This window comes from Pseudomonas sp. JL27(2026), assembly GCF_056933555.1.
In genome coordinates this window covers 3,683,915-3,708,694 of sequence record NZ_CM167794.1, presented here as the reverse complement: position 1 = coordinate 3,708,694, position 24,780 = coordinate 3,683,915, and the positions used below count along the sequence as shown (strand labels likewise).

The window sequence follows — 24,780 nt, the reverse complement described above, 5'->3', positions numbered from 1 at the left end:
TGCCATGACTAAACGAAAGTTAGTGCCTCTGTTGATCTACATCCTGTTCCTGCTGGTGCCGATCTATTGGTTGCTGAACATGTCGTTCAAGAGCAACACCGAAATCCTCGGTGGCCTGACGCTGTTTCCCCAGGATTTCACCCTGGCCAACTACAAGGTGATTTTCACCGACCCGAGCTGGTACACCGGCTACCTGAACTCGCTGTATTACGTGAGCCTGAACACGGTGATCTCCCTGAGCGTGGCGCTGCCGGCAGCGTATGCGTTTTCGCGCTATCGGTTTCTTGGCGACAAGCACCTGTTCTTCTGGCTGCTGACCAACCGCATGGCGCCGCCGGCGGTGTTCCTGCTGCCGTTCTTTCAGCTCTATTCGTCTATCGGCCTGTTCGACACCCACATTGCGGTGGCGTTGGCGCACTGCCTGTTCAATGTGCCGCTGGCGGTGTGGATTCTTGAGGGCTTCATGTCCGGGGTGCCGAAGGAAATCGACGAAACCGCCTACATCGACGGCTACAGTTTTCCCAGGTTCTTCGTGAAGATTTTCATCCCTCTGATTGGCTCGGGCATCGGTGTGACGGCGTTTTTCTGCTTCATGTTTTCCTGGGTCGAACTGCTGCTGGCGCGCACGCTGACCTCGGTGAACGCCAAGCCGATTGCGGCGGTGATGACCCGCACGGTGTCGGCGTCGGGTATTGACTGGGGCGTACTGGCGGCGGCCGGGGTGCTGACCATCCTGCCGGGCATGTTGGTGATCTGGTTTGTCCGTAACCATGTGGCCAAGGGCTTTGCCCTGGGCCGGGTGTGAGGAACTGATGATGGAATGGATGGCCTGGACCACTCCGACAGCCGCGTTTTTTGGGGTCATTGGCGTGCTGCTGGCGGGCATGACCACCTGGGAGCTGCGTTCGCCGAGCGTCCCGCGACGCGGCTTTTTACCGATCAGCACCACCCGGGGTGATCGGTTGTTTATCGGTCTTCTCGGGAGCGCCTACCTGCATTTGCTGGTGATTGGCGCGACTGGCTGGAGCATCTGGGTGGCGTCCGCGCTGTCTCTGGTGTGGTTGTTGGCGGTGATGCGTTGGGGCTAGTCGAAATCGATCGGCGCCAATGTCTGGAAATCCAAACAGGAGGTCTCTATGTTCGACAAAAACAATAAGCTGCGACATAGCGTTTCATTGGCAGCCCTGCTGGCACTCAGCGGGTTGAGCGCTGCGGCCTGGGCCGACGCCTATGAAGACGCCGCCAAAAAGTGGATGGGTAGCGAGTTCAAGCCGTCTACCTTGACCGAAGCCCAGCAGCTTGAAGAATTGAAGTGGTTCATCAAGGCGTCCGAGCCGTTTCGCGGGATGAAGATCAATGTGGTCTCGGAAACTATCGCCACTCACGAGTACGAGTCCAAGGTGTTGGCCAAGGCCTTCACCGAAATCACCGGGATCAAGCTGACCCACGACTTGCTGCAAGAAGGCGATGTGGTGGAAAAGTTGCAAACCCAGATGCAATCGGACAAGAACATCTATGACGGCTGGGTCAACGACTCAGACCTGATTGGCACGCACTTTCGCTACGGCAAGACTGAGTCGATCACTGACCTGATGGCCAATGAAGGCAAGGATTACACCTTGCCGACCCTGGACATCAAGGACTTCATCGGCATTTCCTTCACCACGGCGCCGGACGGCAAGATTTATCAACTGCCCGACCAGCAGTTCGCCAACCTCTATTGGTTCCGTGCCGACTGGTTCGAACGGGCGGACCTCAAGGCCCAGTTCAAGGAGAAGTACGGCTATGAGCTGGGCGTGCCGGTGAATTGGTCGGCGTATGAAGACATTGCCAAGTTCTTCACCGAGGACATCAAGGAAATCGACGGCAAGCGTGTTTACGGTCATATGGATTACGGCAAGAAAGACCCGTCACTGGGTTGGCGCTTCACCGATGCCTGGTTCTCCATGGCGGGCGGCGGCGACAAAGGCTTGCCCAATGGCTTGCCGGTGGACGAATGGGGTATTCGCGTGGAGGACTGCCACCCGGTGGGCTCCAGCGTGACCCGTGGCGGCGACACCAACGGGCCCGCGGCGGTTTATGCCACGCAGAAATACGTTGACTGGATGCGCGCCTACGCACCGCCCGAGGCGCAAGGCATGACGTTCTCCGAGTCGGGGCCGGTGCCGTCCCAGGGCAACATCGCCCAGCAGATTTTCTGGTACACCGCGTTTACCGCCGACATGACCAAACCGGGCTTGCCGGTGATGAACGCCGATGGCACACCGAAATGGCGCATGGCGCCTTCGCCAAAAGGTCCGTATTGGGAGGAGGGCATGAAGCTTGGGTATCAGGACACCGGTTCCTGGACCTTCCTCAAGTCCACACCTGAGAAACAAAAGCTCGCGGCCTGGCTCTACGCGCAATTCGTGACTTCAAAAACCGTTTCGCTGAAGAAAACCATTGTTGGCCTGACGCCGATTCGCGAGTCGGATATCAACTCCCAGGCCATGACCGACCTGGCGCCAAAGCTCGGTGGGCTGGTGGAGTTCTACCGCAGCCCGGCCCGCGTGCAGTGGACCCCGACCGGGACCAACGTACCGGATTATCCGCGTTTGGCCCAACTGTGGTGGAGCCACATCGCCGAAGCGGCCAGTGGCGAGAAAACCCCACAGCAAGCGCTGGATGGCCTGGCCAAGGATCAGGACGCGATTATGGCGCGCCTTGAACGCTCCAAAGTGCAGCCGGTGTGTGGGCCCAAGCTGAACGAAGAGCGGGACGCACAGTACTGGTTTGATCAGCCGGGTGCACCGAAACCGAAACTGGCGAACGAGAAGCCTAAAGGTGAAACCGTGAGCTACAACGAGCTGATCAAGTCGTGGGAAGCGGCGCGCAATTAAGCGATTGGACCGTGTAATGCTTAACGGCACCGCAAGGTGCCGTTTTCATTGGTGAGTGATAGACCGCTTTCGCGAGCAAGCCCGCTCCCACAGTGGATCTACTGCGAACACGCCACTTGTGAACAACCCCCGACCTACTGTGGGAGCGGGCTTGCTCGCGAAGAGGCCCTTCCAGACAACAGACTTCTTGAGCCCGAACCAACCACCCTTAATCACTGCTCCCTGGCCACAAAAAACGGCACCCGAAGGTGCCGTCTCTGTTTTCAACTGCGTGTGATCTAAGCGATCAACCCGCCAGGCCTGCTTGCTGAACCAGTGCCAGCAGCGGTTGTGGGTACACGCCGAGGAAGAACGCCAGCAGTGCGATTGCCAGCAGCATCACGCCACCGGTGCGCTGTTCCCAGTGCAACTGGGCATCGTGGCGACGCAGGTTTGGCTCGATCAGGTACAGGGTGACCATCACGCGCAGGTAGTAGAACACGCCAATGGCGCTGCCCAATACCAAGGACCCGACCAGCCACCATTGGTGAGCTTCGACGCCTGTGGCAATGATGTAGAACTTGCCGATGAAGCCTGCGGTCAGCGGGATGCCCGCCAGCGACAGCATCATCACGGTCAGCACGGCGGTCAGGTACGGACGGCGCCAGAACAGGCCACGGTATTCGTACAGGGCATCCGCGTCACGGCCGTTGTACGGCGAGGACATCAGGGTGATGACACCGAAGGCGCCCAGGCTGGTGATCACGTAGGTGACCAGATACACGCCGATGGCTTCCATGGCCAGACCCTTGCTCGCCACCAGGGCAATCAACAGGTAACCGAAGTGCGCGATGGAGGAGTAACCCAGCAGACGCTTGAGGTTGCTTTGGGTCAGTGCCAGCAGGTTACCGAACAGGATCGAAGCAATCGCGATCACGGTCAGTACGGTGCTCAACACACCACTGCTGGCCACGGGCGACATCTGGAACAAGCGCACCATCACCGCGAACACCGCGACTTTGGAAGCGGTCGCCAGGAACGCAGCGACCGGTGCCGGAGCACCTTCGTAGACGTCCGGTGTCCAGAGGTGGAACGGTACCAGCGACAGTTTGAACGCCAGGCCGATCAGCATCATGCCCAGGCCCAGTTGCGCCAGCGGGCTTGGCAGGCCAGAGGCCTCCAGCGCCATGCCGATACCGCTGAAGCTCAGGGTGCCGGCTTCGGCGTAGAGCAGGGCCATGCCGAACAACAGGAACGCGGAACCGGCGGCCGACAGCACCATGTACTTGATGCCAGCTTCCAGGGAGCGCTTGTTGAAGAAGGCATACGCCACCAGACCGTAGACCGGCACCGACAGCAGTTCCAGGCCAATGAACAACCCGGCCAGGTGCTGCGCGCTGACCAGAACCAGGCCACCAGCGGCGGCCATCAGGATCAGCAGGTACAGTTCTTCACGGTTGCCTGGGTAACCCGAACCGCCATCGCCGAGGTAGGCGTGGGCGAGGGTAACGCAGGCGAGGGTGGCGACCAGGATCAGCGCCATGTACAGGCAGGCGAAGCTGTCGATTTGCAGCAGTGGTGTCACGGCCAGAGGCGCGACTTTCAAGGCTGGCAGGATCGACAGCAGGGCCAGGTTAAGACCTGCCACCGACAGCAGGAAGGTCTGTGAGTGGTTGCGGCGCCAGGCGATAGCCAGCATCACCACGATGATCGTGGCGCTGGTGATCAACAACGGCGCAAGCGCGATAAAGTGTTGAATCGTGAATTCCATAGCGCTCTTACCGGGCCGAAGCGAGTTGAGTGAAGGCGGTGCCGAGCCATTGCTGCACGCCATGCATCGTAGCGGCAGAGGTATCGAGGAACGGTTGCGGGTACACGCCGAGGTAAACCAGCAGTGCCGCGATGCCCAGCACCATGATCAGTTCGCGAGCATCCATGCCATGCAGGACCGCATCCGACTTGGACGGGCCGAAGTAGGCACGGTGAATCATGATCAGCGAATAGACCGAACCGAACACCAGGCCCGACGTTGCGATCACGGTGATCCATGGTGCTGCGGCGAAGGTGCCGATCAGGATCAGGAACTCACCCACGAAGTTACCGGTTCCCGGCAAGCCCAGCGAGGCGGCCGCGAAGAACAGGCTGATGGCGGGCAGGTAGGCGATCTTCGACCACAGGCCACCCATTTCACGCATGTCGCGGGTATGGGTGCGCTCGTAGAGCTGGCCACTGAGGATAAAGAGTGCCGCGGCCGACAGACCGTGCGCCAGCATCTGGATCACTGCGCCTTGCAGGGCCAGTTGGCTGCCGGAGTAGATACCGATCAGCACGAAGCCCATGTGCGAAACGCTGGAGTACGCGATCAGACGCTTGATGTCGGTCTGGGCGAAGGCCAGGAACGCACCGTAGAAGATCCCGACCAGGCCCAGGGCCATGGCGAACGGCGCGAATTCGGCCGACGCGTTCGGGAACAACGGCAGGGCGAAACGCAGCAGACCATAAGCCGCGGTCTTGAGCAGAATACCGGCCAGGTCAACAGAACCTGCGGTCGGTGCCTGTGCGTGAGCATCCGGCAGCCAGGAGTGGAACGGTACAACCGGCAGCTTCACGGCGAAGGCAATGAAGAAACCGAGCATCAGGATGTACTCGGTGGTCATCGACATCTTGGTTTTCAGCAGGTCGGCGTAGTTGAACGTAATCACGCCTGTGCTGTTGAAGTTGACCAGTACCAGACCCAGGATCGCCACCAGCATGATCAAGCCGGAAGCCTGAGTGAAGATGAAGAACTTGGTTGCTGCGTAGATCCGGGTTTTCTTGCCGTCCGAAGAACTGTGACCCCAGAGCGCGATGAGGAAATACATCGGCACCAGCATCATTTCCCAGAAGAAGAAGAACATGAACAGGTCAAGGGCCAGGAACACGCCGACGACACCGCCCAGGATCCACATCAGGTTCAGGTGGAAGAAGCCAACGTGACGCTGGATTTCTTTCCACGAGCAGAGTACCGAGAGGACACCCAGCAGACCGGTCAACAGGATCATCAACAGCGACAGGCCGTCGAGGGCCAGGTGCACGCTGATGCCGAAGCGCTCGATCCAGACATGCTTGAACTCAAGCGCCCAGGTCGGATCGGCGCCAGGCGCCGGTGCAAATGAATAATCACCGTGGGCCCACAGCCAGAGGCCGAGAGCGAGTTCCAGGGTCATGGTCAACAGCGCAATCCAGCGGGGGAGGGTGGCGCCGAAGCGTTCACCCATCCAGCACAGCAGGCCGCCGATGAAGGGGATCAGGATTAGCCAAGGCAGAATCATGACGGGCTCGTTTCCTTTCGCAAGTTCGCAAGGTTCATATCAGACCGCTACCAGCACGACAGCGCCGATAACCAGCACGGCACCAGCAGCCATCGAGGCGGCATACCAACGCAGTTGACCTGTTTCGGTACGGCTCAGGGCGTTGTGACCCCCTTTGGCCATGCGCGGGATCAAACCGATGGTTTGGTCGAACGGGTCTTTGCGCAGCAGGTGGCTGATCGCAAGGTACGGCTTGACGAACAGTTTGTCGTAGACCCAGTCAAAGCCCCAGGCAGCGAACCACCAGGCAGTGAGCAGGCGACCGATGCCGCTGTTGGCAATGGCCGTCACGAAGCGCCGCTTGCCGAGGAACAGCAGGGCCGCCAGCAGGATACCGGCCAGGGCGATGGCGCCCGAAGCGATTTCCAGGCTGTGCTTGGCTTCGCCGCCGGCATGGCCGACGCTTTCTGGCAACACGCCGTGCAGCGGTGGAACGATCATCGCGCCAATGGCGGTCGACAATACGATCAGCACCGACAGGGGAAGCCAGTGAGCAATGCCGTGACCAGCATGGGCTTCGGTCTTCGCTTCACCGTGAAACGCGATGAAGATCAGGCGGAAGGTGTACAGCGATGTCATGAAGGCACCCACCAGACCTGCATACAGCAGACCGTGGTTGCCGCTGGCGAAGGCTTCCCAGAGGATTTCGTCTTTCGAGTAGAAACCTGCGGTCACCAATGGCAGGGCCGCAAGGGCCGCGCCGCCGACGATGAAGCTGGCGTACGCCAGTGGCAGTTTCTTCCACAGGCCGCCCATCTTGAAGATGTTCTGCTCGTGGTGGCAGGCAACGATCACCGCACCGGAAGCAAGGAACAGCAGGGCCTTGAAGAAGGCGTGGGTCATCAGGTGGAAAATCGCGCCATCCCAGGCACCGACGCCCAGCGCCAGGAACATGTAGCCGATCTGGCTCATGGTCGAGTAGGCGAGGATACGTTTGATGTCGGTTTGAACCAGCGCCGCGAAACCGGCCAGGACCAGGGTCACGGCGCCGACGATGCCGACCAGGTGCAGCACATCTGGTGCCAGCGAAAACAGACCGTGAGTACGGGCGATCAGGTAGACACCGGCGGTGACCATGGTTGCGGCGTGGATCAGTGCCGAAACCGGGGTAGGGCCGGCCATCGCATCAGCAAGCCAGGTTTGCAGCGGCAGTTGTGCGGATTTACCGACAGCACCACCCAGCAGCATCAAGGTCGCCAGCATGATCCAGAAGTCGCCAGCCTGGAACTTCTGCGGCGCCAGGACCAGCAGCTCCTGAATGTTCAGCGTCTGCAGTTGCTGGAACAGGATGAACAGGCCGATGGCCATGAACACGTCGCCGATACGGGTGACGATGAAGGCTTTGAGGGCGGCGTTACCGTTGTTGCGGTTGCTGTAGTAGAAACCGATCAACAGGTAGCTGCACAGGCCCACGCCTTCCCAGCCGAAGTACAGGAACAACAGGTTATCGCCCAGCACCAGGAACAGCATGCTGGCGATAAACAGGTTGGTGTACGCGAAGAAGCGCGAGTAGCCATCTTCACCGCGCATGTACCAGGATGCGAACAGGTGGATCAAAAAGCCCACGCCGACGACCACACCCAGCATGGTCACGGACAGGCCATCCAGATACAGCGCGAAGTTCGGCTTGAACTCGCCTACCGCCATCCACTGCCACAACACCTGGGTGTAGTGACCGCCTTCAGGCGGCGCGACGTTGAACTGCCAGATCACATAAACAGTGACGATCGCCGAGAGGCCGATGGAGCCGACGCCGATCAGCGCGGCCAGGTTCTCGGAAATCTTCCCGCGAGAAAACGACAGCAGCAGGAAACCGATCAGAGGGAATACGAAGGTCAGAAAGAGTAGGTTCATCCGCGCATCTCACTGGCAGCGTCGATATCGAGCGTGTGGAAGCGGCGATACAGTTGCAGCAGGATCGCCAGGCCAATACTGGCCTCGGCGGCTGCCAGGCTGATCACCAGGATGAACATGATCTGCCCATCCGGCTGAGCCCAACGTGCACCGGCAACGATGAAGGCCAGTGCAGAGGCGTTCATCATCACTTCCAGGCTCATCAACACGAAAAGAATGTTGCGGCGGACCATCAGGCCAACCAGGCCGAGGCAAAACAGGATGCCGGCGACGGCCAGACCATGTTCGAGAGGGATAGCAGGCATGGTGTTACTCCTTCGCCTCGTTGCGGCCCAAATGGAACGCCGTGACAGCTGCAGCGAGCAGCAGCATCGAGGCGAGTTCGACCACCAGCAGGTAAGGACCGAACAGGCTGATGCCCACGGCCTTGGCGTCTACGGTGGTTTGACCGATGGCTGCACCGCTCGGGTGGCTGAACAGAACGTACAGCAGTTCAGCCAGCAGCAGTGCCGCGAGGATGACCGGGCCACCCCAGATACCGGGTTTGAGCCAGACGCGCTCTTGCTGAACCGAGGCGGGGCCCAGGTTCAGCATCATCACCACGAACACGAACAGCACCATGATGGCGCCCGCGTAGGCGATCACTTCCAGTACTCCGGCGAATGGAGCACCGAGGCTGAAAAAGGTCATCGCCACGGCAATCAGCGAAATAATCAGGTAGAGCAGGGCGTGCACAGGGTTGGTGTTGGTGATCACTCGAAGCGTGGACACCACCGCGATACCCGATGCGAAATAGAAAGCGAATTCCATCGTTCTTCCTTAAGGCAGCAAGCTCTTCACGTTGATCGGCTCGGCTTCATTTTGCGCGGCGCCTTTTGGCTTACCGGCAATGGCCATACCTGCAACACGATAGAAGTTGTAGTCAGGGTTTTTGCCGGGTCCTGAGATCAGCAGATCTTCTTTCTCGTAAACCAGGTCCTGACGCTTGAACTCGGCCATTTCGAAATCCGGTGTCAGCTGGATCGCGGTGGTCGGGCAGGCTTCCTCGCAGAGGCCACAGAAAATGCAGCGCGAGAAGTTGATGCGGAAGAACTCCGGGTACCAACGACCGTCGTCGGTTTCGGCTTTTTGCAGCGAGATGCAGCCTACCGGGCACGCCACGGCGCACAGGTTGCAGGCTACACAACGCTCTTCGCCGTCAGGGTCACGGGTCAGCACGATCCGGCCACGGTAGCGCGGCGGTAGGTACACCGCCTCTTCCGGGTATTGCAAGGTGTCGCGTTTGCGGAAGCCGTGACCGAACACCATCACCAGGCTGCGCAACTGGGTACCAGTACCCTTAACGATGTCGCCAATATATTTGAACATGGGTCAAATCCTCACTGAACCGCGCCCGCTGGCGTGTTCAACAACACAACCGCAGCGGTCACCAGCAAATTGATCAGGGTCAGCGGCAGGCAGAATTTCCAGCTGAAGTCCATCACCTGGTCATAGCGCGGGCGCGGGATAGAGGCGCGCAGCAGGATGAACAGCATGATGAAGAACGCGGTCTTCAGCGCGAACCAGACGAACGCCAGTTGCGGCAAGATGCCGAACGGACCGTGCCAGCCACCGAAGAACAGGGTGACCAACAACGCCGAGATCAGAATGATGCCGATGTATTCGCCAACGAAGAACATGCCCCATTTCATGCCGGCGTATTCAATGTGGTAACCGTCGGCCAGTTCCTGTTCCGCTTCCGGCTGGTCGAACGGGTGACGGTGAGTCACGGCAACGCCAGCGATGAAGAAGGTACAGAAGCCGAAGAACTGCGGAATGATGAACCACAGGTTCTGGGCCTGGTACTCGACGATGTCGCGCATGTTGAACGAGCCGACCTGAGCCACGATGCCCATCAGGGCCAGGCCCATGAACACTTCGTAGGACACGGTCTGCGCCGAGGCACGCAAGCTGCCCAGCAGGGCGAACTTGTTGTTACTCGCCCAGCCGGCGAACAGCACCGCGTAGACCGACAGACCGGCCATGGCGAAGAAGAACAGCAGGCCGATGTTCAGGTCCGCGACACCCCAGGTCGGGGTGATCGGGATGATCGCGAAGGCGATCAGCAAGGCGCTCATGGCCACGACCGGTGCCAGGGTGAAAATCACCTTGTCGGCAAACGGCGGGGTCCAGTCTTCCTTGAAGAACATCTTCAGCATGTCGGCAGCAATCTGGAACATGCCGAACGGGCCAACGCGGTTCGGACCGTAACGGTCCTGCCACCAGCCCAGCAGGCGACGTTCGACGAAGCTCAGCAAGGCGCCGGCGACCACGACGGCCAGCAGCACCACGATGGCTTTGACGACCGCAATGATCGTGTCGATCACTTCAGGGGTGAACCAGGTCATTGCGCTGCCTCCTGCAGACCGTCAACGGATTTTCCGAAGATTGCCGGTGGAATGCCTGCGATACCGGCCGGCAGGGCTACCAGGCCTGCGCCCAGTTCTTCGTTGATGCGCAGCGGCAGACGCAGGGTCTGGCCAGCCACGTTCAAGCTCAGCAGGGCACCGTCATTGACGCCCAGACGATCGGCTTCGGACTTGGCCAGCGACACATAGGCGGCCGGGATGCGTTCTTGTACCGGCGCGGCTTTGGAAGAGTTCTCTTCGCTGCCGAACAGGTGGAAGAACGGCACGACTTGCCAGGTGCCTTGAGCCGGGTTGAACGCACGCGGAACACTGGCGAACCAGTTCAGCGAATCACCGGCGCTTTCGATCAGGCGGGTGCCCGGGTCGCCAGCGCGGATGTGACCGCCGACTTCGTCCTGGAACTTGTTCCAGGCTTGCGGCGAGTTCCAGCCCGGCGACCAGGCGAATGGCACTTGCTGACGTGGTTCGACCGAACCCGAGTAACCTTCCATCGAGAAGGCGAACGCGGTGTCGTTGTCTTGCGGGGTACGCGGTTCGTGCACGCTGATGTCAGCGCGCATGGCGGTACGACCGGAGTAACGCAGCGGTTCGCGGGCCAGTTTCATGCCTTTGATGCGGAATGTGGCGGACGGTGCGGCGTCAACGATGCGCGCCAGTTGCGGCGTGCTGGCGGCGCAGGCCGCCGTGACGTGGTCCAGTTGCGTCCAGTCGATCGGTTGGTTCAGCAGGGTGGCGCGCAGGGCATGCAGCCAGCGCCAGCCTTCGTGGACCAGGATGCTCGCGTCCATGTATTTCGGGTCGAAGACCTGGAAGAAACGCTGGGCGCGACCTTCCTGGCTGACCAGCGTACCGTCGCCTTCAGCGAAGCTGGCGGCTGGTAGAACCAGGTGCGCGCGATCGCTGGTGGCAGTCTTCTGATGGTCCGCCACGATCACCACTTTAGCGGCGTTCAGGGCGGCATCGACTTTGGCTGCGTCGGTGCGGGTGTACAGATCGTTTTCCAGCACGACGATGGCGTCGGCCTTACCGTCGATGACTGCTTGCAGGGCAGCGTCAACCGATTCGCCACCGAGCATGGCCAGGCCGAGGCTGTTGGCCTCTGGCACGATCAGGCTGATGGAACCGTTCTTCTCGCGCAGCTTCAGGGCTTTTGCAATGTTTGCAGCCGCTTCGATCAGCGCTTTGGAACCCAGCGAAGTACCGGCAATAATCAGCGGACGCTTGGCGGCCAGCAGGGCATTGGCGATGCGCTGAGCCAGTTCAACGGCTTCACTGTCCAGGCCTTCAACGGCAGGCGCACTGGCGTCGAGGGCGTGAGCCACGGCGAAACCGATGCGGGCCAGGTCGTCGGGAGCAGCGTGGACGCACTCTTCGGCGATATCGTCGAGCTTGGTTTCAGCCAGGCTGGCGATGAACAGTGGGTTCAGTGCGTGCTGGCCGATGTTTTTCACTGCGGCGTCGAGCCAGGGCTGGACGCGCATGGCGTCGGCCATGTCTTCGGCTTTGCCCTTGACCGACTGACGCAGGGACAAAGCCATGCGTGCAGCGGTCTGGGTCAGGTCTTCACCGAGGACAAAGATCGCATCGTGGTCTTCGATGTCGCGCATGTTCGGAACGGGCAGCGGGCTGTCGTTCAGGACTTGCAGGACCAGGCGAATGCGTTCCAGCTCAGCGGCTTCGATACCCGAGTAGAAGTGCTCGGCGCCGACCAGTTCGCGCAGTGCGTAGTTGCTTTCAAGGCTGGCACGGGGCGAACCGATACCAACGATGTTGCGACCGCGCAGCAGGTCAGCGGCTTTGTCCAGCGCTTCGTCCAGGCTCAGCTTGGCGCCGCCCGCCAGCAGTGGCTGACGTGGGCGGTCTTCGCGGTTGACGTAGCCATAGCCGAAACGGCCACGGTCGCACAGGAAGTACTGGTTGACCGAACCGTTGAAGCGGTTTTCGATACGACGCAGTTCACCGTAGCGCTCGCCCGGGGAGATGTTGCAACCGCTGGAGCAGCCATGGCAGATGCTCGGCGAGAACTGCATGTCCCACTTGCGGTTGTAGCGCTCGGAGTGAGTCTTGTCGGTGAACACGCCGGTCGGGCAGACCTCGGTGAGGTTGCCGGAGAATTCGCTTTCCAGGGTGCCGTCTTCAACGCGACCGAAGTACACGTTGTCGTGGGCACCGAATACGCCGAGATCGGTGCCGCCAGCGTAGTCTTTATAGAAACGTACGCAGCGATAGCAGGCGATGCAGCGGTTCATTTCGTGGGAAATGAACGGGCCCAGTTGCTGGTTCTGGTGGGTACGCTTGGTGAAGCGGTAACGGCGCTCGTTGTGGCCGGTCATTACCGTCATGTCTTGCAGGTGGCAGTGACCGCCTTCCTCACAGACCGGGCAGTCGTGCGGGTGGTTGGTCATCAGCCATTCAACAACGCTGGCGCGAAAGGCCTTGGATTCATCATCGTCGATGGAGATCCAGGTGCCATCGGTGGCAGGGGTCATGCAGGACATGACGATGCGACCACGGGTGTCGTTCTCGTCGGTGTACTGCTTGACCGCGCACTGGCGGCAAGCGCCAACGCTGCCGAGGGCAGGGTGCCAGCAGAAGTAAGGAATATCGAGGCCTAGCGACAGACATGCCTGTAACAGGTTGTCTGCCCCGTCGACTTCGAGCGCTTTGCCGTCTACGTGGATAGTGGCCATGGTTCAAAGTTCTTCGTTGGCCCGGTGTCAGCGGGCGTGGCTAATGGAATCTTGTTATCCGTGCGAATCAAAACAGCCGTTCAAGGCGTCATCGCACGAGAGGCGAACGGCACGGACCGTTCGCCTGTTAAAGCGTTACGCGCCGACTACGATCGGCCTTGCCAGAGGCGGGACGGCGGCGCTGACAGGCGCGATGCCGGCTTCGAACTCTGGACGGAAGTATTTGATTGCGCTGCCCAATGGCTCCACGGCGCCCGGTGCGTGAGCACAGAAGGTCTTGCCAGGGCCGAGGAAACCAACCAGACCCAGCAGGGTCTCGATATCACCGGGCTGACCTTCGCCGTTCTCGATGGCCATCAAGAGCTTGACGCTCCATGGCAGGCCATCGCGGCAAGGGGTGCAGAAGCCGCAGGATTCGCGAGCGAAGAACTGCTCCATGTTGCGCAACAACGACACCATGTTGACGCTGTCGTCCACCGCCATGGCCAGGCCGGTCCCCATACGGGTGCCCACTTTGGCGATGCCGCCGGCGTACATTTGTGCGTCCAGGTGTTCCGGCAACAGGAAACCGGTACCGGCGCCGCCAGGCTGCCAGCACTTGAGCTTGAAGCCGTCGCGCATGCCGCCGGCGTAGTCTTCGAACAACTCGCGACCGGTGACGCCGAACGGCAGTTCCCACAGGCCCGGGTTCTTGACCTTGCCGGAGAAGCCCATGAGCTTGGTGCCCATGTCTTCACTGCCTTCGCGGGCCAACGATTTGTACCAGTCCACGCCGTCGGCAATGATCGCTGGCACGTTGCACAGGGTTTCAACGTTGTTCACGCAGGTCGGCTTGCCCCACACGCCAACGGCGGCAGGGAAGGGCGGCTTGGAGCGCGGGTTGGCGCGGCGGCCTTCGAGGGAGTTGATCAGCGCGGTTTCTTCACCGCAGATGTAACGCCCGGCGCCGGTGTGGACAAACAGCTCGAAATCAAAGCCTGAGCCCAGGATGTTCTTGCCCAGCAGGCCGGCTGCCTTGGCTTCTTCCACGGCACGGTTCAGGTGCTTGGCGGCGGTGGTGTATTCGCCACGCAGGAAGATATAGCCGCGGTAGGTTTTCAGGGCGCGGGCACTGATCAGCATGCCTTCGATCAGCAGATGGGGCAGTTGCTCCATCAGCATGCGGTCTTTCCAGGTGTTGGGCTCCATTTCATCCGCGTTGCACAGCAGGTAGCGGATGTTGATGGATTCGTCCTTGGGCATCAGGCCCCACTTGACGCCCGTGGGGAAGCCAGCACCGCCGCGACCTTTCAAACCTGCGTCTTTCACGGTCTGGACGATGTCGTCCTGAGCCATGTCGGCGAAGGCCTTGCGGGCTGCCGCGTAACCGTTCTTGGCCTGGTACTCGTCGAGCCATACCGCTTCGCCGTCGTCACGCAGACGCCAGGTCAGGGGATGAGTCTCTGGGCTGCGCTTGATGCGGTTGGCAGGGCCAAAGGAAGTCAGGGTCATACGTAGCCCTCCAACAGTTTGGCAACGCCAGCAGGCTGTACGTCACCGAAAGTGTCGTCGTCGATCATCAGCGCCGGGGCCTTGTCGCAGTTGCCGAGGCAGCAGACAGGCAACAGGGTGAAGCGACCGTCGGCAGTGGTTTGACCCAGGCCGATGCCCAGCTTGCTCTGGATTTCGCTGACCACCGATTCGTGGCCACCGATGTAGCAGACCATGCTGTCGCAGACGCGAATGATGTGGCGGCCAACCGGCTGACGGAAGATCTGGCTGTAGAACGTCGCCACGCCTTCAACGTCGCTGGCCGGGATGCCGAGGATCTCGCCGATGGCGTAGAGCGCGCCGTCAGGCACCCAGCCACGTTCCTTCTGGACGATTTTCAGGGCTTCGATCGACGCCGCACGCGGGTCTTCGTAGTGATGCAGCTCGTGCTCGATGGCCGAGCGCTCGGTTTCGCTGAGGGCGAAACGGTCTGTCTGGATAAGCGTGCTGTTCATGCTTAGCGGTCCACGTCGGCCATAACGAAGTCGATACTACCCAGGTACGCGATCAAGTCCGCGACCATGCTGCCTTTGATCACCGAAGGGATCTGTTGCAGATGCGGGAAGCTTGGGGTGCGAATCCGGGTGCGGTAGCTCATGGTGCCGCCATCGCTCGTCAGGTAATAACTGTTGATGCCCTTGGTCGCTTCGATCATCTGGAAGGATTCGTTGGCCGGCATGACCGGGCCCCACGAAACTTGCAGGAAGTGCGTGATCAGGGTCTCGATGTGTTGCAGCGTGCGCTCTTTGGGCGGCGGCGTGGTCAGCGGGTGATCCGCCTTGTACGGGCCTTCCGGCATGTTGCGCAGGCACTGGTCGATGATCTTGATGCTCTGGCGCATTTCTTCGACGCGCACCATGCAGCGGTCGTAGGCATCGCCATTGGCTGCCAGCGGCACTTCAAACTCGAAGTTCTCGTAGCCGGAGTATGGACGCGCCTTGCGCAGGTCGAAGTCGCAACCGGTGGAACGCAGGCCGGCACCGGTGACGCCCCATTCCAGGGCCTCTTTGGTGTTGTAGGCGGCGACGCCGATGGTACGACCCTTGAGGATGCTGTTCTGCAGGGCAGCCTTGGTGTATTCGTCGAGGCGCTTGGGCAGCCATTCAACGAAGTCCTTGACCAGTTTGTCCCAGCCGCGTGGCAGGTCGTGGGCGACGCCACCGATGCGATACCAGGCCGGGTGCAGACGGAAACCGGTGATGGCTTCGATCACCGTGTACGCCTTCTGGCGGTCGGTGAAGGTGAAGAACACCGGGGTCATGGCGCCGACGTCCTGGATGTAGGTCCCCAGGAACAGCAGGTGGCTGGTGATCCGGAAGAACTCGGCCATCATGATGCGGATGACGTCGACCTTCTCGGGCACCTTGATGCCGGCCAGCTTCTCGACCGAGAGCACGTACGGCAGGTTGTTCATCACACCGCCGAGGTAGTCGATACGGTCGGTGTAAGGAATGAAGCTGTGCCAGGACTGACGCTCGGCCATCTTCTCGGCACCACGGTGGTGGTAACCGACATCCGGCACGCAGTCGACGATTTCTTCGCCGTCCAGTTGCAGGATGATGCGGAACGCACCGTGAGCCGAAGGGTGGTTGGGACCCAGGTTGAGGAACATGTAGTCCTCGTTCGCGCCGGAACGCTTCATGCCCCAGTCTTCAGGCTTGAAGCGCGCGGCTTCTTCCTCAAGCTGTTGCTTGGCCAGGTTCAGGCTGAACGGATCGAACTCGGTGGCACGGGCCGGGAAGTCCTTGCGCAGCGGATGACCTTCCCAGGTCGGCGGCATCATGATGCGCGACAGGTGAGGGTGGCCGGCGAAGTCGATGCCGTACATGTCCCACACTTCACGCTCGTACCAGTTGGCGTTCGGCCAGATGCTGGTGACGGTCGGCACGCTGAGGTCGCCCTCGGACAAGGCAACCTTGATCATCACGTCACTATTACGCTCAAGCGACATGAGGTGGTAGAACACGGTGAAGTCGACGCCGTTTGGCAGCCCTTGACGCTTGGTGCGCAGGCGCTCGTCCACGCCATGCAGGTCATAGAGCATGACGTACGGCTTGGGCAGGTTGCGCAGGAAGGTCAGGACTTCGACGAGTTTGGCACGGGCAACCCAAAGCACCGGCATGCCGGTGCGGGTAGGCTGGGCGGTGAACGCCTCGGGGCCAAAACGGTTGTTCAGTTCGACGACCACATCCTGGTCGTCTGCCTTGTAAGGCGGGATGTACAGAGCACTGCCTGTAGTCATGGTTATTTATCGCTTTCGGTCAACGTAAAGAATGAAGCCAGTTTCTCGTTTCTTTGTCAGAACAGATCTGGATCAGACTTCGTCGGGGCTGCGCAGGTTGGTTACCTGAATACGCTGTTCGCGGCGCGCATCCTTTTGCGAAGGCATCTCGGCGCGGTAAACGCCTTGATCGCCAACGACCCAGGAAAGTGGGCGACGCTCCTGGCCAATCGACTCCTGCAACAGCATCAAGCCTTGCAGAAAAGCTTCAGGGCGAGGTGGGCAGCCAGGCACGTAGACGTCCACGGGCAGGAACTTGTCCACCCCTTGAACGACAGAGTAGATGTCGTACATGCCACCGGAGTTGGCGCACGAACCCATGGAGATAACCCACTTCGGTTCGAGCATTTGCTCGTAGAGACGCTGAATGATCGGCGCCATCTTGATGAAGCAGGTTCCGGCAATAACCATGAAATCCGCCTGGCGCGGCGATGCCCGGATAACTTCGGCGCCAAAGCGCGCGATGTCGTGGGGCGCCGTGAAGGCGGTAGTCATTTCCACGTAGCAGCACGACAGGCCGAAGTTGTACGGCCACAGGGAGTTTTTACGCCCCCAGTTGACCGCGCCGTTCAGCACGTCTTCGAGCTTGCCCATGTAAATGTTTTTGTGGACTTGATCTTCTAACGGATCGGAAACGGTTTCCCGTTTGCCAATCGGGTACTGCTCGTTAGGAGCATCCGGGTCGATCCTGGTGAGATTGTATTGCATTGCCAAAGCCTCATTGTTTCAGCTTCGCCTGCCGCTTAAGACGAGCTGCCGGAGCCCAATCAAGGGCGCCCACTCGAAATAGGTAGACAAGACCTGCCAACAGAATTGCTATGAAAACGAGAGCTTCGACAAATCCGGTCCAGCCGCTTTCGCGGACGGACACAGACCAGGCAAAGAGAAAAAGGGCTTCGATATCGAAGATCACGAAGAGCATCGCGACCAGATAGAATTTGGCTGAGAGCCGCAAGCGGGCGCCACCGGTGGGTAGCATGCCGGACTCGAACGGTTCGTTTTTGCTGCGACCCCAGGCTTTTGACCCAAGGAGGCTGGAGACGCCGAGCATGAAGGCGCAAAGGCCGACAACACCCAGAAGGAAAATGGCAAAGCCCCAGTTGTGGGCCATGAGTCCTGTCGCTTCGGGCATGCTGGTAATCCTTAACAGAGAGCAAGGGTCTCTGAGCTTGATAAAGAAATAAAGCAGTGACGATATGTCGCAGCGCAATCAATCGCGGTGATTTTATGGCTAAACACCGAGCAAGTAAAATTCCTGTAGCGAAATTATTTATAAGAATAAGGACATAGCGCGCCTCCGAAGCCCTGTAAGCCATGCGCAGCGGGCATTAGCGAGTTTTTTGTCAATTCAGTTTTGTAGGGAATGTAACGAACATAGTTACCGCTAAATGATAATCAATATTGTTTGGCGTGGTTTTTAAACTGTTTAACGGGTGGGCGGCCAGGAAGTTGTCTTATATAGCTGTTACTGCAAGTAGCAGCCGAGGTCGTTTTACCGCAGTTTTCTGATCGTGATACCGCTCTGGATCAATGTTTTTCCTCTGGCACCATCATCCCCTGTGGGAGCGGGCTTGCTCGCGAAAGCACTGGGTCAATCGCCATCAGTGTTGAATGTTGAATCGTATTCGCGAGCAAGCCCGCTCCCACAGGGTTATGGGTGGCTGGGAAATTTCGGGCAAAAAAACGCCCCAAACCAGTCGGGGCGTCTAGAGGTGCGACGTTGCGGTTAGCTTTCTACTCGGTCCGCAACGGCCGTTTGCTCAGTATCAGTGGAACTGTTCTTCTTCGGTGGAGCCGGTCAGTGCGGTTACCGACGACGAGCCGCCCTGAATCACGGTGGTCATGTCGTCGAAGTAGCCGGTGCCCACTTCCTGTTGGTGCGCCACGAAGGTGTAACCCTTGGCGGCGTCAGCGAATTCCTGCTCTTGCAGTTTCACGTAGGCCGTCATGTCGTTGCGGGCGTAGTCGTGCGCCAGGTTGAACATGCTGTGCCACATGTTGTGAATGCCGGCCAGGGTGATGAACTGGTGTTTGTAGCCCATGGCGGACAGTTCGCGCTGGAACTTGGCGATGGTCGCGTCGTCCAGGTTTTTCTTCCAGTTGAAGGAAGGCGAGCAGTTGTACGACAGCAGTTGGTCCGGGTATTCCTTTTTGATCGCTTCGGCGAAGCGGCGGGCTTCGTCCAGATCAGGCTTGGCGGTTTCGCACCAGATCAGGTCGGCATACGGCGCGTAAGCCAGGCCGCGAGCGATGGCCTGGTCCAGGCCGGCGCGCACTTTGTAGAAGCCTTCCTGGGTGCGTTCGCCCGTCACGAATGGCTGATCGTACGGATCGCAGTCCGAAGTCAGCAGGTCGGCAGCGTTAGCATCGGTACGGGCCAGGATGATGGTCGGTGTGCCGGCAACGTCAGCCGCCAGGCGAGCAGCCGTCAGCTTTTGTACGGCTTCCTGGGTCGGAACCAGAACCTTGCCGCCCATGTGGCCGCATTTTTTCACGGAAGCCAGTTGGTCTTCGAAGTGAACGCCGGCGGCGCCTGCTTCGATCATGCTCTTCATCAGTTCGTAGGCGTTCAGTACGCCGCCGAAACCGGCTTCAGCGTCAGCCACGATCGGTGCGAAGTAGTCGATGTAGCCAGCGTCGCCCGGGTTCTTGCCGGATTTCCACTGGATCTGGTCGGCGCGACGGAACGAGTTGTTGATGCGCTTGACCACGGTTGGTACGGAGTCGACCGGGTACAGCGACTGGTCCGGGTACATCGATTCGGCAGAGTTGTTGTCAGCAGCAACCTGCCAGCCCGACAGGTAGATCGCCTGGATGCCGGCTTTGACTTGTTGTACAGCCTGGCCGCCGGTCAGGGCGCCCATGCAGTTGACGAAATCTTTCTCAGGGCGGAAGGATGGCTTGGCACCCTGGGTCACCAGGTTCCAGAGCTTTTCGGCGCCCATTTTTGCAAGGGTGTGCTCAGGTTGAACCGAGCCACGCAGACGGACGACGTCAGCAGCGGAGTAAGCGCGTGTCACGCCTTTCCAGCGTGGGTTTTCAGCCCAGTCTTTTTCAAGGGCTGCAATTTGCTGTTCGCGTGTCAGTGCCATGGGGATAAACCTCGTCGCGTCTTGTATGGAAAGTTGTTCTGCGGTGGAAAATTCCTGTAGCCAACTACGCCATTCAAGGGGCGCGTAGATGGCTGCTCGCTGACCGGAAGCTTAGGTGCTCAAGTCGGGTCTGGCGGGGAAGGCGACGGGGTGAACGAGGGGCTCGGGGATGAAAGCTGAGCAGGTAAGGGCCTACTGGCGGGCGCATTCGGGCATCGTGGGCCTTTATACGATCATCAGTGTGTTGCCGGGCTACCTATTACGCTTCCGTCCCTCGGGACAACTTCGTTCCAGTCGCAACCTCGTCAAACACACCTTGTGGGCGGTACAGACACGAATCGGCTCAAGTCGGTAAGGTCAGAGCGGCGATTCGAAAGCCCTTGCCAGGGCCTCTGATCAGCGGGAGCGAGGCCATCATGCCTTTGCTTTTTTTGCTCGTCAAACGTTTTGTAGTGCTTTTTTTCAAGCACTACATCTTTGGTCTAATACGACTAATCAGTCAGTTTTTGGTGTGTTAGTCCAAGGTGTCGACTTTCACACGCAACGTCATGTCATCCCGGCCTTGAGTCGTGTAGCTGCGGGTCAGGCCCTGTTTGTCGGCCTGAGTCTGGCGATTGACGCCGGCCAGGGTGATCCACTCGCCGAGGCGACCGCTGACCGTTGTGTCGGTACTTTGTACGTTCACTACATCGGGACGTTCCTGGCTCATGCGGTCACGGTTAGTACTGATCGCCAGGTGAACGGTTTCGCCGGTGACGCTTGCGGTCACGTAGAAGCCTTGGGTGACATTGCGATATTGGGTCTGGCTTTGCAGGTGAGCGTAGTTGTTGGGTGGATTTTGCGGCTGGCCGGAGGTGTTGGTCTGGTTGGGCAGGCTGGCGTAGGCATCGGTCTGGGTGGTGGTCAGCGGGACGCTCTGGCCGACCTGGATCAGGGCGGGTATGCCTTCGCTGGCCTGGATTTGCTGGATGCTGCCTTCGCGGCTGTCGGTGCTGTGATTGATGATGCGACCTTGGGCGGAGCCGTTTACCGAGTAGCCCTGATCGCCCTGGAAGTTGTTTTCATTGGTGTCGACGGTAATCAGCAAGCGCTTGGGTGCGGTGTCCAATTGGGCGAGAAGGGCCCGCAGCTCTTCGATTTTACCGGGTTCGGCGTTCACGATGAGTTGGTTGCCGTAGGCACTGACCTTACCGTCCTTGCCGAGGAAGTTCTGCGCAACCGGTAGCAGGTCGGCGCTGGTGCGATTGTTGAGTTGCACCACTTCGGTGGCGGCGACGACTGAAAAACTGCAGGTCAGCAGCAGGGTGGCGAGAAGGGTGCGTAGGGACATGTCCGTTATCTCCGCGATCAAAGGCTTGAGTTTGCCAGTTTGTCGGCCCGGGGTGGGGCAAGTTGAATCGTAGACAGCAAAACGCCCCGGCATCCGAAGATGGCGGGGCGTTTTTGCGGTGTTCACTCGCAACTTTTGTGGCGAGGGAGCTTGCTCCCGCTGGGGCGCGAAGCGGCCCCAAAATCTTGGGTCTGCTGCGCAGCCCAGCGGGAGCAAGCTCCCTCGCCACACGGGCTATGCCGAATGACGCACCATGTCCACATGAGGAATTCCTGCTTCCAGGAATTCCTCACTGACGATGCTGAACCCCAGGCGCTCGTAGAATGCAGTCGCCTGCACCTGAGCGCTGAGCATTTGCTGCTTGAGCCCACGCTTTTCGGCTTCACCGATCACTGCTTGCATCAGTTTGTCGCCGACTTTCAGGCCGCGCCAGTCCTTGAGCACCGACACCCGGCCGATGTGACCGTCAGGCAACAAGCGGGCAGTGCCAATCGGAAAGTCGCCTTCGAAGGCGAGAAAGTGCACGGCGCTGGCGTCGTCGGCATCCCACTCCAGCTCTGGCGGAACGGCCTGCTCGGCGATGAATACGGTTTCACGAATGCGCCGGATCTCGGCGTTATCCTTTTGCCAGTCTGCGACACGTACGTGAATCTTATTCATCGGCAAACCCCAGGCTTCCTTGCTTGATCAGTTCGCACAACAGGCCACGGCCATCTTCGTCCTTCAGCCATGGGCCAAGGTTATCGATGTGCAGCGCGTCGGCGGCGCAAATCATTTTCAGCAGTTCGCGCAGCTTGCCCGGCAGGTAGCGACTCTGGCCGCTGGCGAACAGCAGCAGGTCGTCATCGACTTCAGACCATGCAAGGCGCGCGCTTGGGTTGCGAATCAGGACTGCGCCTTGCTCAAGGCTGGCAAGCAGGTCGTCTTCTTCCACGTCTTCCGGGCCTACCACCAGTTCCGGGTAGCGCGGTTCGGTCATGAACTGGCCGAACCAGGTCAGCAGCAGGCGCTCATCACTCATGTGCTCGGCCAGCAGGCCTTTCAAGCGGTCGAGGGCATCGTGCTGAATCTGGTGCGGGTCGACGGCTGGCTGGGCATCTGCGTCGGTGTAGCGCTCTTCGTCAGGCAGGAACTGGCTGAGGAAGTCCGTGAAGTGGGTCAGCACTTCGGCAGCGCTTGGCGCGCGGAAACCGACCGAGTAGGTCATGCAGTCGTCGATGGCCACGCCGCAGTGGGCCAGGCGCGGCGGCAGGTACAGCATATCGCCCGGTTCCAGTACCCATTCGGCGGTTTCTTCGAAGTCCGCCAGAATGCGCAGGTCGGCATGTTGCAGCAGTGGGCTCTCGGAGTCGCACATCTGGCCGATTTTCCAGTTGCGCTTACCAGCGCCTTGCAGCAGGAACACGTCGTAGTTGTCGAAGTGCGGGCCCACGCTGCCGCCTGGAGCGGCGAAGCTGATCATCACGTCGTCGATGCGCCAGCTCGGCAGGAAGCGGAAGTGTTCCAGCAACTCGCTGACTTCCGGTACGAACTGATCGACAGCCTGGACCAGCAAGGTCCACTCGCGCTCCGGCAGCTTGCTGAATTCGTCTTCGGCGAACGGGCCGCGACGCAATTCCCAAGGGCGCTCGCCGTGCTCGATGACCAAGCGCGATTCGACTTCTTCTTCCAGCGCCAGGCCGGCCAGTTCGTCGGCGTCGATCGGGCTTTCGAAGTCAGGAATCGCCTGGCGGATCAGTAGCGGTTTTTTCTGCCAGTAGTCGCGCAGGAATTCCCGTGCCGTGATGCCGCCCAGAAGTTGAAGAGGAATATCAGGATTCATGTGTAACCTATTGAAAAAAAGCACTTTTCAGACGGGAATAAAAACGCCCGGCGCTGCCGGGCGTCTCAAAGGTCAAGCGACGATCAGATGCGCTTGGCTTGTGCCACGGCGTTGCCGATGTAATTGGCCGGGGTGAGCTTTTTCAGCTCGGCCTTGGCCTCGGCAGGCATGTCCAATGCATCGATGAAAGTCTGCAGCGCTTCAGGGCTGATGCCCTTGCCGCGAGTCAGCTCTTTCAGTTTTTCGTACGGGTTTTCGATGTTGTAGCGACGCATCACGGTCTGGATCGGCTCGGCCAGCACTTCCCAGCAAGCGTCCAGGTCAGCAGCGATTTTCTGGGCATTGAGCTCCAGTTTGCTGATGCCTTTGAGGCTCGCTTCGTACGCGATCACGCTGTGGGCGAAGCCGACACCGAGGTTGCGCAGAACGGTGGAGTCGGTCAGGTCGCGCTGCCAGCGGGAGATCGGCAGTTTGCTCGCCAGGTGCTGGAACAGTGCGTTGGCGATACCCAGGTTGCCTTCGGAGTTTTCGAAGTCGATCGGGTTGACCTTGTGCGGCATGGTCGAGGAACCGATTTCGCCGGCAATGGTACGTTGCTTGAAGTAGCCCAGGGAGATGTAGCCCCAGATATCGCGATCGAAGTCGATCAGGATGGTGTTGAAGCGTGCGATCGCGTCGAACAGCTCGGCAATGTAGTCGTGCGGTTCGATCTGCGTGGTGTACGGGTTGAAGCCCAGGCCCAGCTCGTCTTCGATGAAAGCGCGGGCGTTTTCTTCCCAGTCGATTTCAGGGTAGGCCGAGAGGTGTGCGTTGTAGTTGCCGACAGCGCCGTTGATCTTGCCCAGCAGCGGAACGGCAGCGACCTGAGCGATTTGACGCTCCAGACGGTAAACCACGTTTGCCAGCTCTTTGCCCAGGGTGGTCGGCGACGCCGGTTGACCGTGGGTGCGCGAGAGCATCGGTACGTCAGCGAAACGGATTGCCAGTTCGCGGATAGCGTTGGCAGTCTGGCGCATCAGCGGCAGCATCACGTCATCACGGCCTTCGCGCAGCATCAGGGCGTGGGACAGGTTGTTGATGTCCTCGCTGGTGCAGGCAAAGTGGATGAACTCACTGACGTTGGCCAGCTCAGGCAGCTTGGCTGCTTGTTCTTTGAGCAGGTACTCAATGGCTTTGACGTCGTGGTTGGTGGTGCGCTCGATCTCTTTGACGCGCTCGGCGTGCTCCAGAGAGAAGTTTTCCGCCAGGGTGTTCAATACGGCGTTGGCCTCAGCAGAAAATGCTGGAACTTCGCTGATGGCGGAGTGAGCGGCCAGGCGCTGGAGCCAGCGCACTTCAACCAGGACGCGAGCACGGATCAGGCCGTATTCGCTGAAAATTGGGCGCAGGGCCTGGGTTTTGCCGGCGTAGCGGCCGTCAACAGGGGAAACCGCAGTGAGCGAAGAAAGCTGCATGGGGTGTTCTCGGACAGTCGGGCAACGAAATGGGGCGCGTATCATACATGAAAAAATCCGCCGGTCCGTTGCCAACTGACCGGCGTATTACGCGTAACACGGTGTAAAGGG

Annotated in this window: 21 protein-coding genes; 3 read left to right on the top strand and 18 right to left on the bottom strand. The window is 59.8% G+C overall.

Annotation, left to right across the window (positions count from 1 at the left end; genetic code table 11):
- The first annotated feature begins 4 nt into the window (after positions 1-4).
- From AC1Z1G_RS16990 to AC1Z1G_RS16980, 3 genes are read left to right on the top strand one after another with little or no spacing between them, the layout of a single operon-like run.
- The gene (locus tag AC1Z1G_RS16990; RefSeq protein WP_483621179.1) at positions 5-805 is read left to right on the top strand and encodes a carbohydrate ABC transporter permease; all 801 of its coding nucleotides are present in this window, start codon (positions 5-7) and stop codon (positions 803-805) included.
- Positions 806-815: 10 nt separating this feature from the next.
- Complete coding sequence (locus tag AC1Z1G_RS16985) at positions 816-1,088, top strand: DUF2160 domain-containing protein (RefSeq protein WP_483621178.1); 273 nt, start codon at positions 816-818, stop codon at positions 1,086-1,088.
- Between the two features lie 48 nt (positions 1,089-1,136).
- The gene (locus AC1Z1G_RS16980; protein ID WP_483621177.1) at positions 1,137-2,879 is read left to right on the top strand and encodes an ABC transporter substrate-binding protein; all 1,743 of its coding nucleotides are present in this window, start codon (positions 1,137-1,139) and stop codon (positions 2,877-2,879) included.
- A gap of 286 nt (positions 2,880-3,165) precedes the next feature.
- On the opposite strand, the gene nuoN is transcribed toward AC1Z1G_RS16980, so the two are convergent.
- From nuoN to purB, 18 genes are all read right to left on the bottom strand, one after another.
- Positions 3,166-4,629: an NADH-quinone oxidoreductase subunit NuoN gene (gene nuoN, locus AC1Z1G_RS16975; protein ID WP_483621176.1), complete on the bottom strand. Its 1,464-nt coding sequence runs from the start codon at positions 4,627-4,629 to the stop codon at positions 3,166-3,168.
- Between the two features lie 7 nt (positions 4,630-4,636).
- Complete coding sequence (gene nuoM, locus AC1Z1G_RS16970) at positions 4,637-6,169, bottom strand: NADH-quinone oxidoreductase subunit M (RefSeq protein ID WP_483621175.1); 1,533 nt, start codon at positions 6,167-6,169, stop codon at positions 4,637-4,639.
- 39 nt (positions 6,170-6,208) lie between these two features.
- Positions 6,209-8,062 carry an NADH-quinone oxidoreductase subunit L gene (gene nuoL, locus AC1Z1G_RS16965; protein ID WP_483621174.1) on the bottom strand — a complete coding sequence of 618 codons (1,854 nt, stop codon included), beginning with the start codon at positions 8,060-8,062 and terminating at the stop codon, positions 6,209-6,211.
- Complete coding sequence (nuoK, locus tag AC1Z1G_RS16960) at positions 8,059-8,367, bottom strand: NADH-quinone oxidoreductase subunit NuoK (RefSeq protein WP_003180046.1); 309 nt, start codon at positions 8,365-8,367, stop codon at positions 8,059-8,061. The genes nuoL and nuoK overlap by 4 nt, the downstream gene beginning before the upstream one ends.
- Positions 8,368-8,371: 4 nt before the next feature.
- Complete coding sequence (gene nuoJ, locus AC1Z1G_RS16955) at positions 8,372-8,872, bottom strand: NADH-quinone oxidoreductase subunit J (RefSeq protein ID WP_483621173.1); 501 nt, start codon at positions 8,870-8,872, stop codon at positions 8,372-8,374.
- 9 nt (positions 8,873-8,881) lie between these two features.
- Positions 8,882-9,430 carry an NADH-quinone oxidoreductase subunit NuoI gene (nuoI, locus tag AC1Z1G_RS16950; protein ID WP_347901037.1) on the bottom strand — a complete coding sequence of 183 codons (549 nt, stop codon included), beginning with the start codon at positions 9,428-9,430 and terminating at the stop codon, positions 8,882-8,884.
- A gap of 11 nt (positions 9,431-9,441) precedes the next feature.
- Positions 9,442-10,449: an NADH-quinone oxidoreductase subunit NuoH gene (gene nuoH, locus AC1Z1G_RS16945; RefSeq protein WP_483621172.1), complete on the bottom strand. Its 1,008-nt coding sequence runs from the start codon at positions 10,447-10,449 to the stop codon at positions 9,442-9,444.
- Positions 10,446-13,160, bottom strand: coding sequence for an NADH-quinone oxidoreductase subunit NuoG (gene nuoG / locus AC1Z1G_RS16940; protein ID WP_483621171.1), 2,715 nt, complete (start codon positions 13,158-13,160; stop codon positions 10,446-10,448). Before nuoG ends, nuoH begins: the two co-directional genes overlap by 4 nt.
- A 135-nt stretch (positions 13,161-13,295) precedes the next feature.
- Complete coding sequence (nuoF, locus tag AC1Z1G_RS16935) at positions 13,296-14,651, bottom strand: NADH-quinone oxidoreductase subunit NuoF (protein ID WP_483621170.1); 1,356 nt, start codon at positions 14,649-14,651, stop codon at positions 13,296-13,298.
- Entirely contained in the window at positions 14,648-15,145 is a 498-nt protein-coding gene (gene nuoE / locus AC1Z1G_RS16930; protein WP_007970445.1) for an NADH-quinone oxidoreductase subunit NuoE, read from the bottom strand. The genes nuoF and nuoE overlap by 4 nt, the downstream gene beginning before the upstream one ends.
- Positions 15,146-15,147: 2 nt before the next feature.
- Complete coding sequence (gene nuoC, locus AC1Z1G_RS16925) at positions 15,148-16,932, bottom strand: NADH-quinone oxidoreductase subunit C/D (protein ID WP_483621169.1); 1,785 nt, start codon at positions 16,930-16,932, stop codon at positions 15,148-15,150.
- Between the two features lie 72 nt (positions 16,933-17,004).
- Positions 17,005-17,679, bottom strand: a complete 675-nt coding sequence (locus tag AC1Z1G_RS16920; protein ID WP_483621168.1) for a NuoB/complex I 20 kDa subunit family protein — start codon at positions 17,677-17,679, stop codon at positions 17,005-17,007.
- A gap of 10 nt (positions 17,680-17,689) precedes the next feature.
- On the bottom strand, positions 17,690-18,103 hold the full coding sequence (locus tag AC1Z1G_RS16915) for an NADH-quinone oxidoreductase subunit A (protein ID WP_008146033.1): 414 nt from the start codon (positions 18,101-18,103) through the stop codon (positions 17,690-17,692).
- Positions 18,104-18,737: 634 nt separating this feature from the next.
- Positions 18,738-20,063 carry an isocitrate lyase gene (aceA, locus tag AC1Z1G_RS16910; RefSeq protein ID WP_483621167.1) on the bottom strand — a complete coding sequence of 442 codons (1,326 nt, stop codon included), beginning with the start codon at positions 20,061-20,063 and terminating at the stop codon, positions 18,738-18,740.
- A 514-nt stretch (positions 20,064-20,577) separates the two neighbouring features.
- Positions 20,578-21,393, bottom strand: a complete 816-nt coding sequence (locus AC1Z1G_RS16905; protein WP_483621166.1) for a secretin N-terminal domain-containing protein — start codon at positions 21,391-21,393, stop codon at positions 20,578-20,580.
- Between the two features lie 234 nt (positions 21,394-21,627).
- On the bottom strand, positions 21,628-22,053 hold the full coding sequence (locus AC1Z1G_RS16900) for a GNAT family N-acetyltransferase (protein WP_483621165.1): 426 nt from the start codon (positions 22,051-22,053) through the stop codon (positions 21,628-21,630).
- Positions 22,046-23,215 carry a ribosomal protein uL16 3-hydroxylase gene (locus tag AC1Z1G_RS16895; RefSeq protein ID WP_483621164.1) on the bottom strand — a complete coding sequence of 390 codons (1,170 nt, stop codon included), beginning with the start codon at positions 23,213-23,215 and terminating at the stop codon, positions 22,046-22,048. The genes AC1Z1G_RS16900 and AC1Z1G_RS16895 overlap by 8 nt, the downstream gene beginning before the upstream one ends.
- A gap of 83 nt (positions 23,216-23,298) precedes the next feature.
- Positions 23,299-24,669 carry an adenylosuccinate lyase gene (gene purB, locus AC1Z1G_RS16890; protein ID WP_483621163.1) on the bottom strand — a complete coding sequence of 457 codons (1,371 nt, stop codon included), beginning with the start codon at positions 24,667-24,669 and terminating at the stop codon, positions 23,299-23,301.
- Positions 24,670-24,780: the final 111 nt, after the last annotated feature.

Excerpts from the sequence above, each read along its gene's own strand:
- AC1Z1G_RS16990 (WP_483621179.1), top strand. The coding sequence starts at position 5 with ATGACTAAACGAAAGTTAGTGCCTCTGTTGATCTACATCCTGTTCCTG.
- AC1Z1G_RS16985 (WP_483621178.1), top strand. The coding sequence starts at position 816 with ATGGAATGGATGGCCTGGACCACTCCGACAGCCGCGTTTTTTGGGGTC.
- AC1Z1G_RS16980 (WP_483621177.1), top strand. The coding sequence starts at position 1,137 with ATGTTCGACAAAAACAATAAGCTGCGACATAGCGTTTCATTGGCAGCC.
- nuoN (WP_483621176.1), bottom strand. The coding sequence starts at position 4,629 with ATGGAATTCACGATTCAACACTTTATCGCGCTTGCGCCGTTGTTGATC.
- nuoM (WP_483621175.1), bottom strand. The coding sequence starts at position 6,169 with ATGATTCTGCCTTGGCTAATCCTGATCCCCTTCATCGGCGGCCTGCTG.
- nuoL (WP_483621174.1), bottom strand. The coding sequence starts at position 8,062 with ATGAACCTACTCTTTCTGACCTTCGTATTCCCTCTGATCGGTTTCCTG.
- nuoK (WP_003180046.1), bottom strand. The coding sequence starts at position 8,367 with ATGCCTGCTATCCCTCTCGAACATGGTCTGGCCGTCGCCGGCATCCTG.
- nuoJ (WP_483621173.1), bottom strand. The coding sequence starts at position 8,872 with ATGGAATTCGCTTTCTATTTCGCATCGGGTATCGCGGTGGTGTCCACG.
- nuoI (WP_347901037.1), bottom strand. The coding sequence starts at position 9,430 with ATGTTCAAATATATTGGCGACATCGTTAAGGGTACTGGTACCCAGTTG.
- nuoH (WP_483621172.1), bottom strand. The coding sequence starts at position 10,449 with ATGACCTGGTTCACCCCTGAAGTGATCGACACGATCATTGCGGTCGTC.
- nuoG (WP_483621171.1), bottom strand. The coding sequence starts at position 13,160 with ATGGCCACTATCCACGTAGACGGCAAAGCGCTCGAAGTCGACGGGGCA.
- nuoF (WP_483621170.1), bottom strand. The coding sequence starts at position 14,651 with ATGACCCTGACTTCCTTTGGCCCTGCCAACCGCATCAAGCGCAGCCCA.
- nuoE (WP_007970445.1), bottom strand. The coding sequence starts at position 15,145 with ATGAACAGCACGCTTATCCAGACAGACCGTTTCGCCCTCAGCGAAACC.
- nuoC (WP_483621169.1), bottom strand. The coding sequence starts at position 16,932 with ATGACTACAGGCAGTGCTCTGTACATCCCGCCTTACAAGGCAGACGAC.
- AC1Z1G_RS16920 (WP_483621168.1), bottom strand. The coding sequence starts at position 17,679 with ATGCAATACAATCTCACCAGGATCGACCCGGATGCTCCTAACGAGCAG.
- AC1Z1G_RS16915 (WP_008146033.1), bottom strand. The coding sequence starts at position 18,103 with ATGCCCGAAGCGACAGGACTCATGGCCCACAACTGGGGCTTTGCCATT.
- aceA (WP_483621167.1), bottom strand. The coding sequence starts at position 20,063 with ATGGCACTGACACGCGAACAGCAAATTGCAGCCCTTGAAAAAGACTGG.
- AC1Z1G_RS16905 (WP_483621166.1), bottom strand. The coding sequence starts at position 21,393 with ATGTCCCTACGCACCCTTCTCGCCACCCTGCTGCTGACCTGCAGTTTT.
- AC1Z1G_RS16900 (WP_483621165.1), bottom strand. The coding sequence starts at position 22,053 with ATGAATAAGATTCACGTACGTGTCGCAGACTGGCAAAAGGATAACGCC.
- AC1Z1G_RS16895 (WP_483621164.1), bottom strand. The coding sequence starts at position 23,215 with ATGAATCCTGATATTCCTCTTCAACTTCTGGGCGGCATCACGGCACGG.
- purB (WP_483621163.1), bottom strand. The coding sequence starts at position 24,669 with ATGCAGCTTTCTTCGCTCACTGCGGTTTCCCCTGTTGACGGCCGCTAC.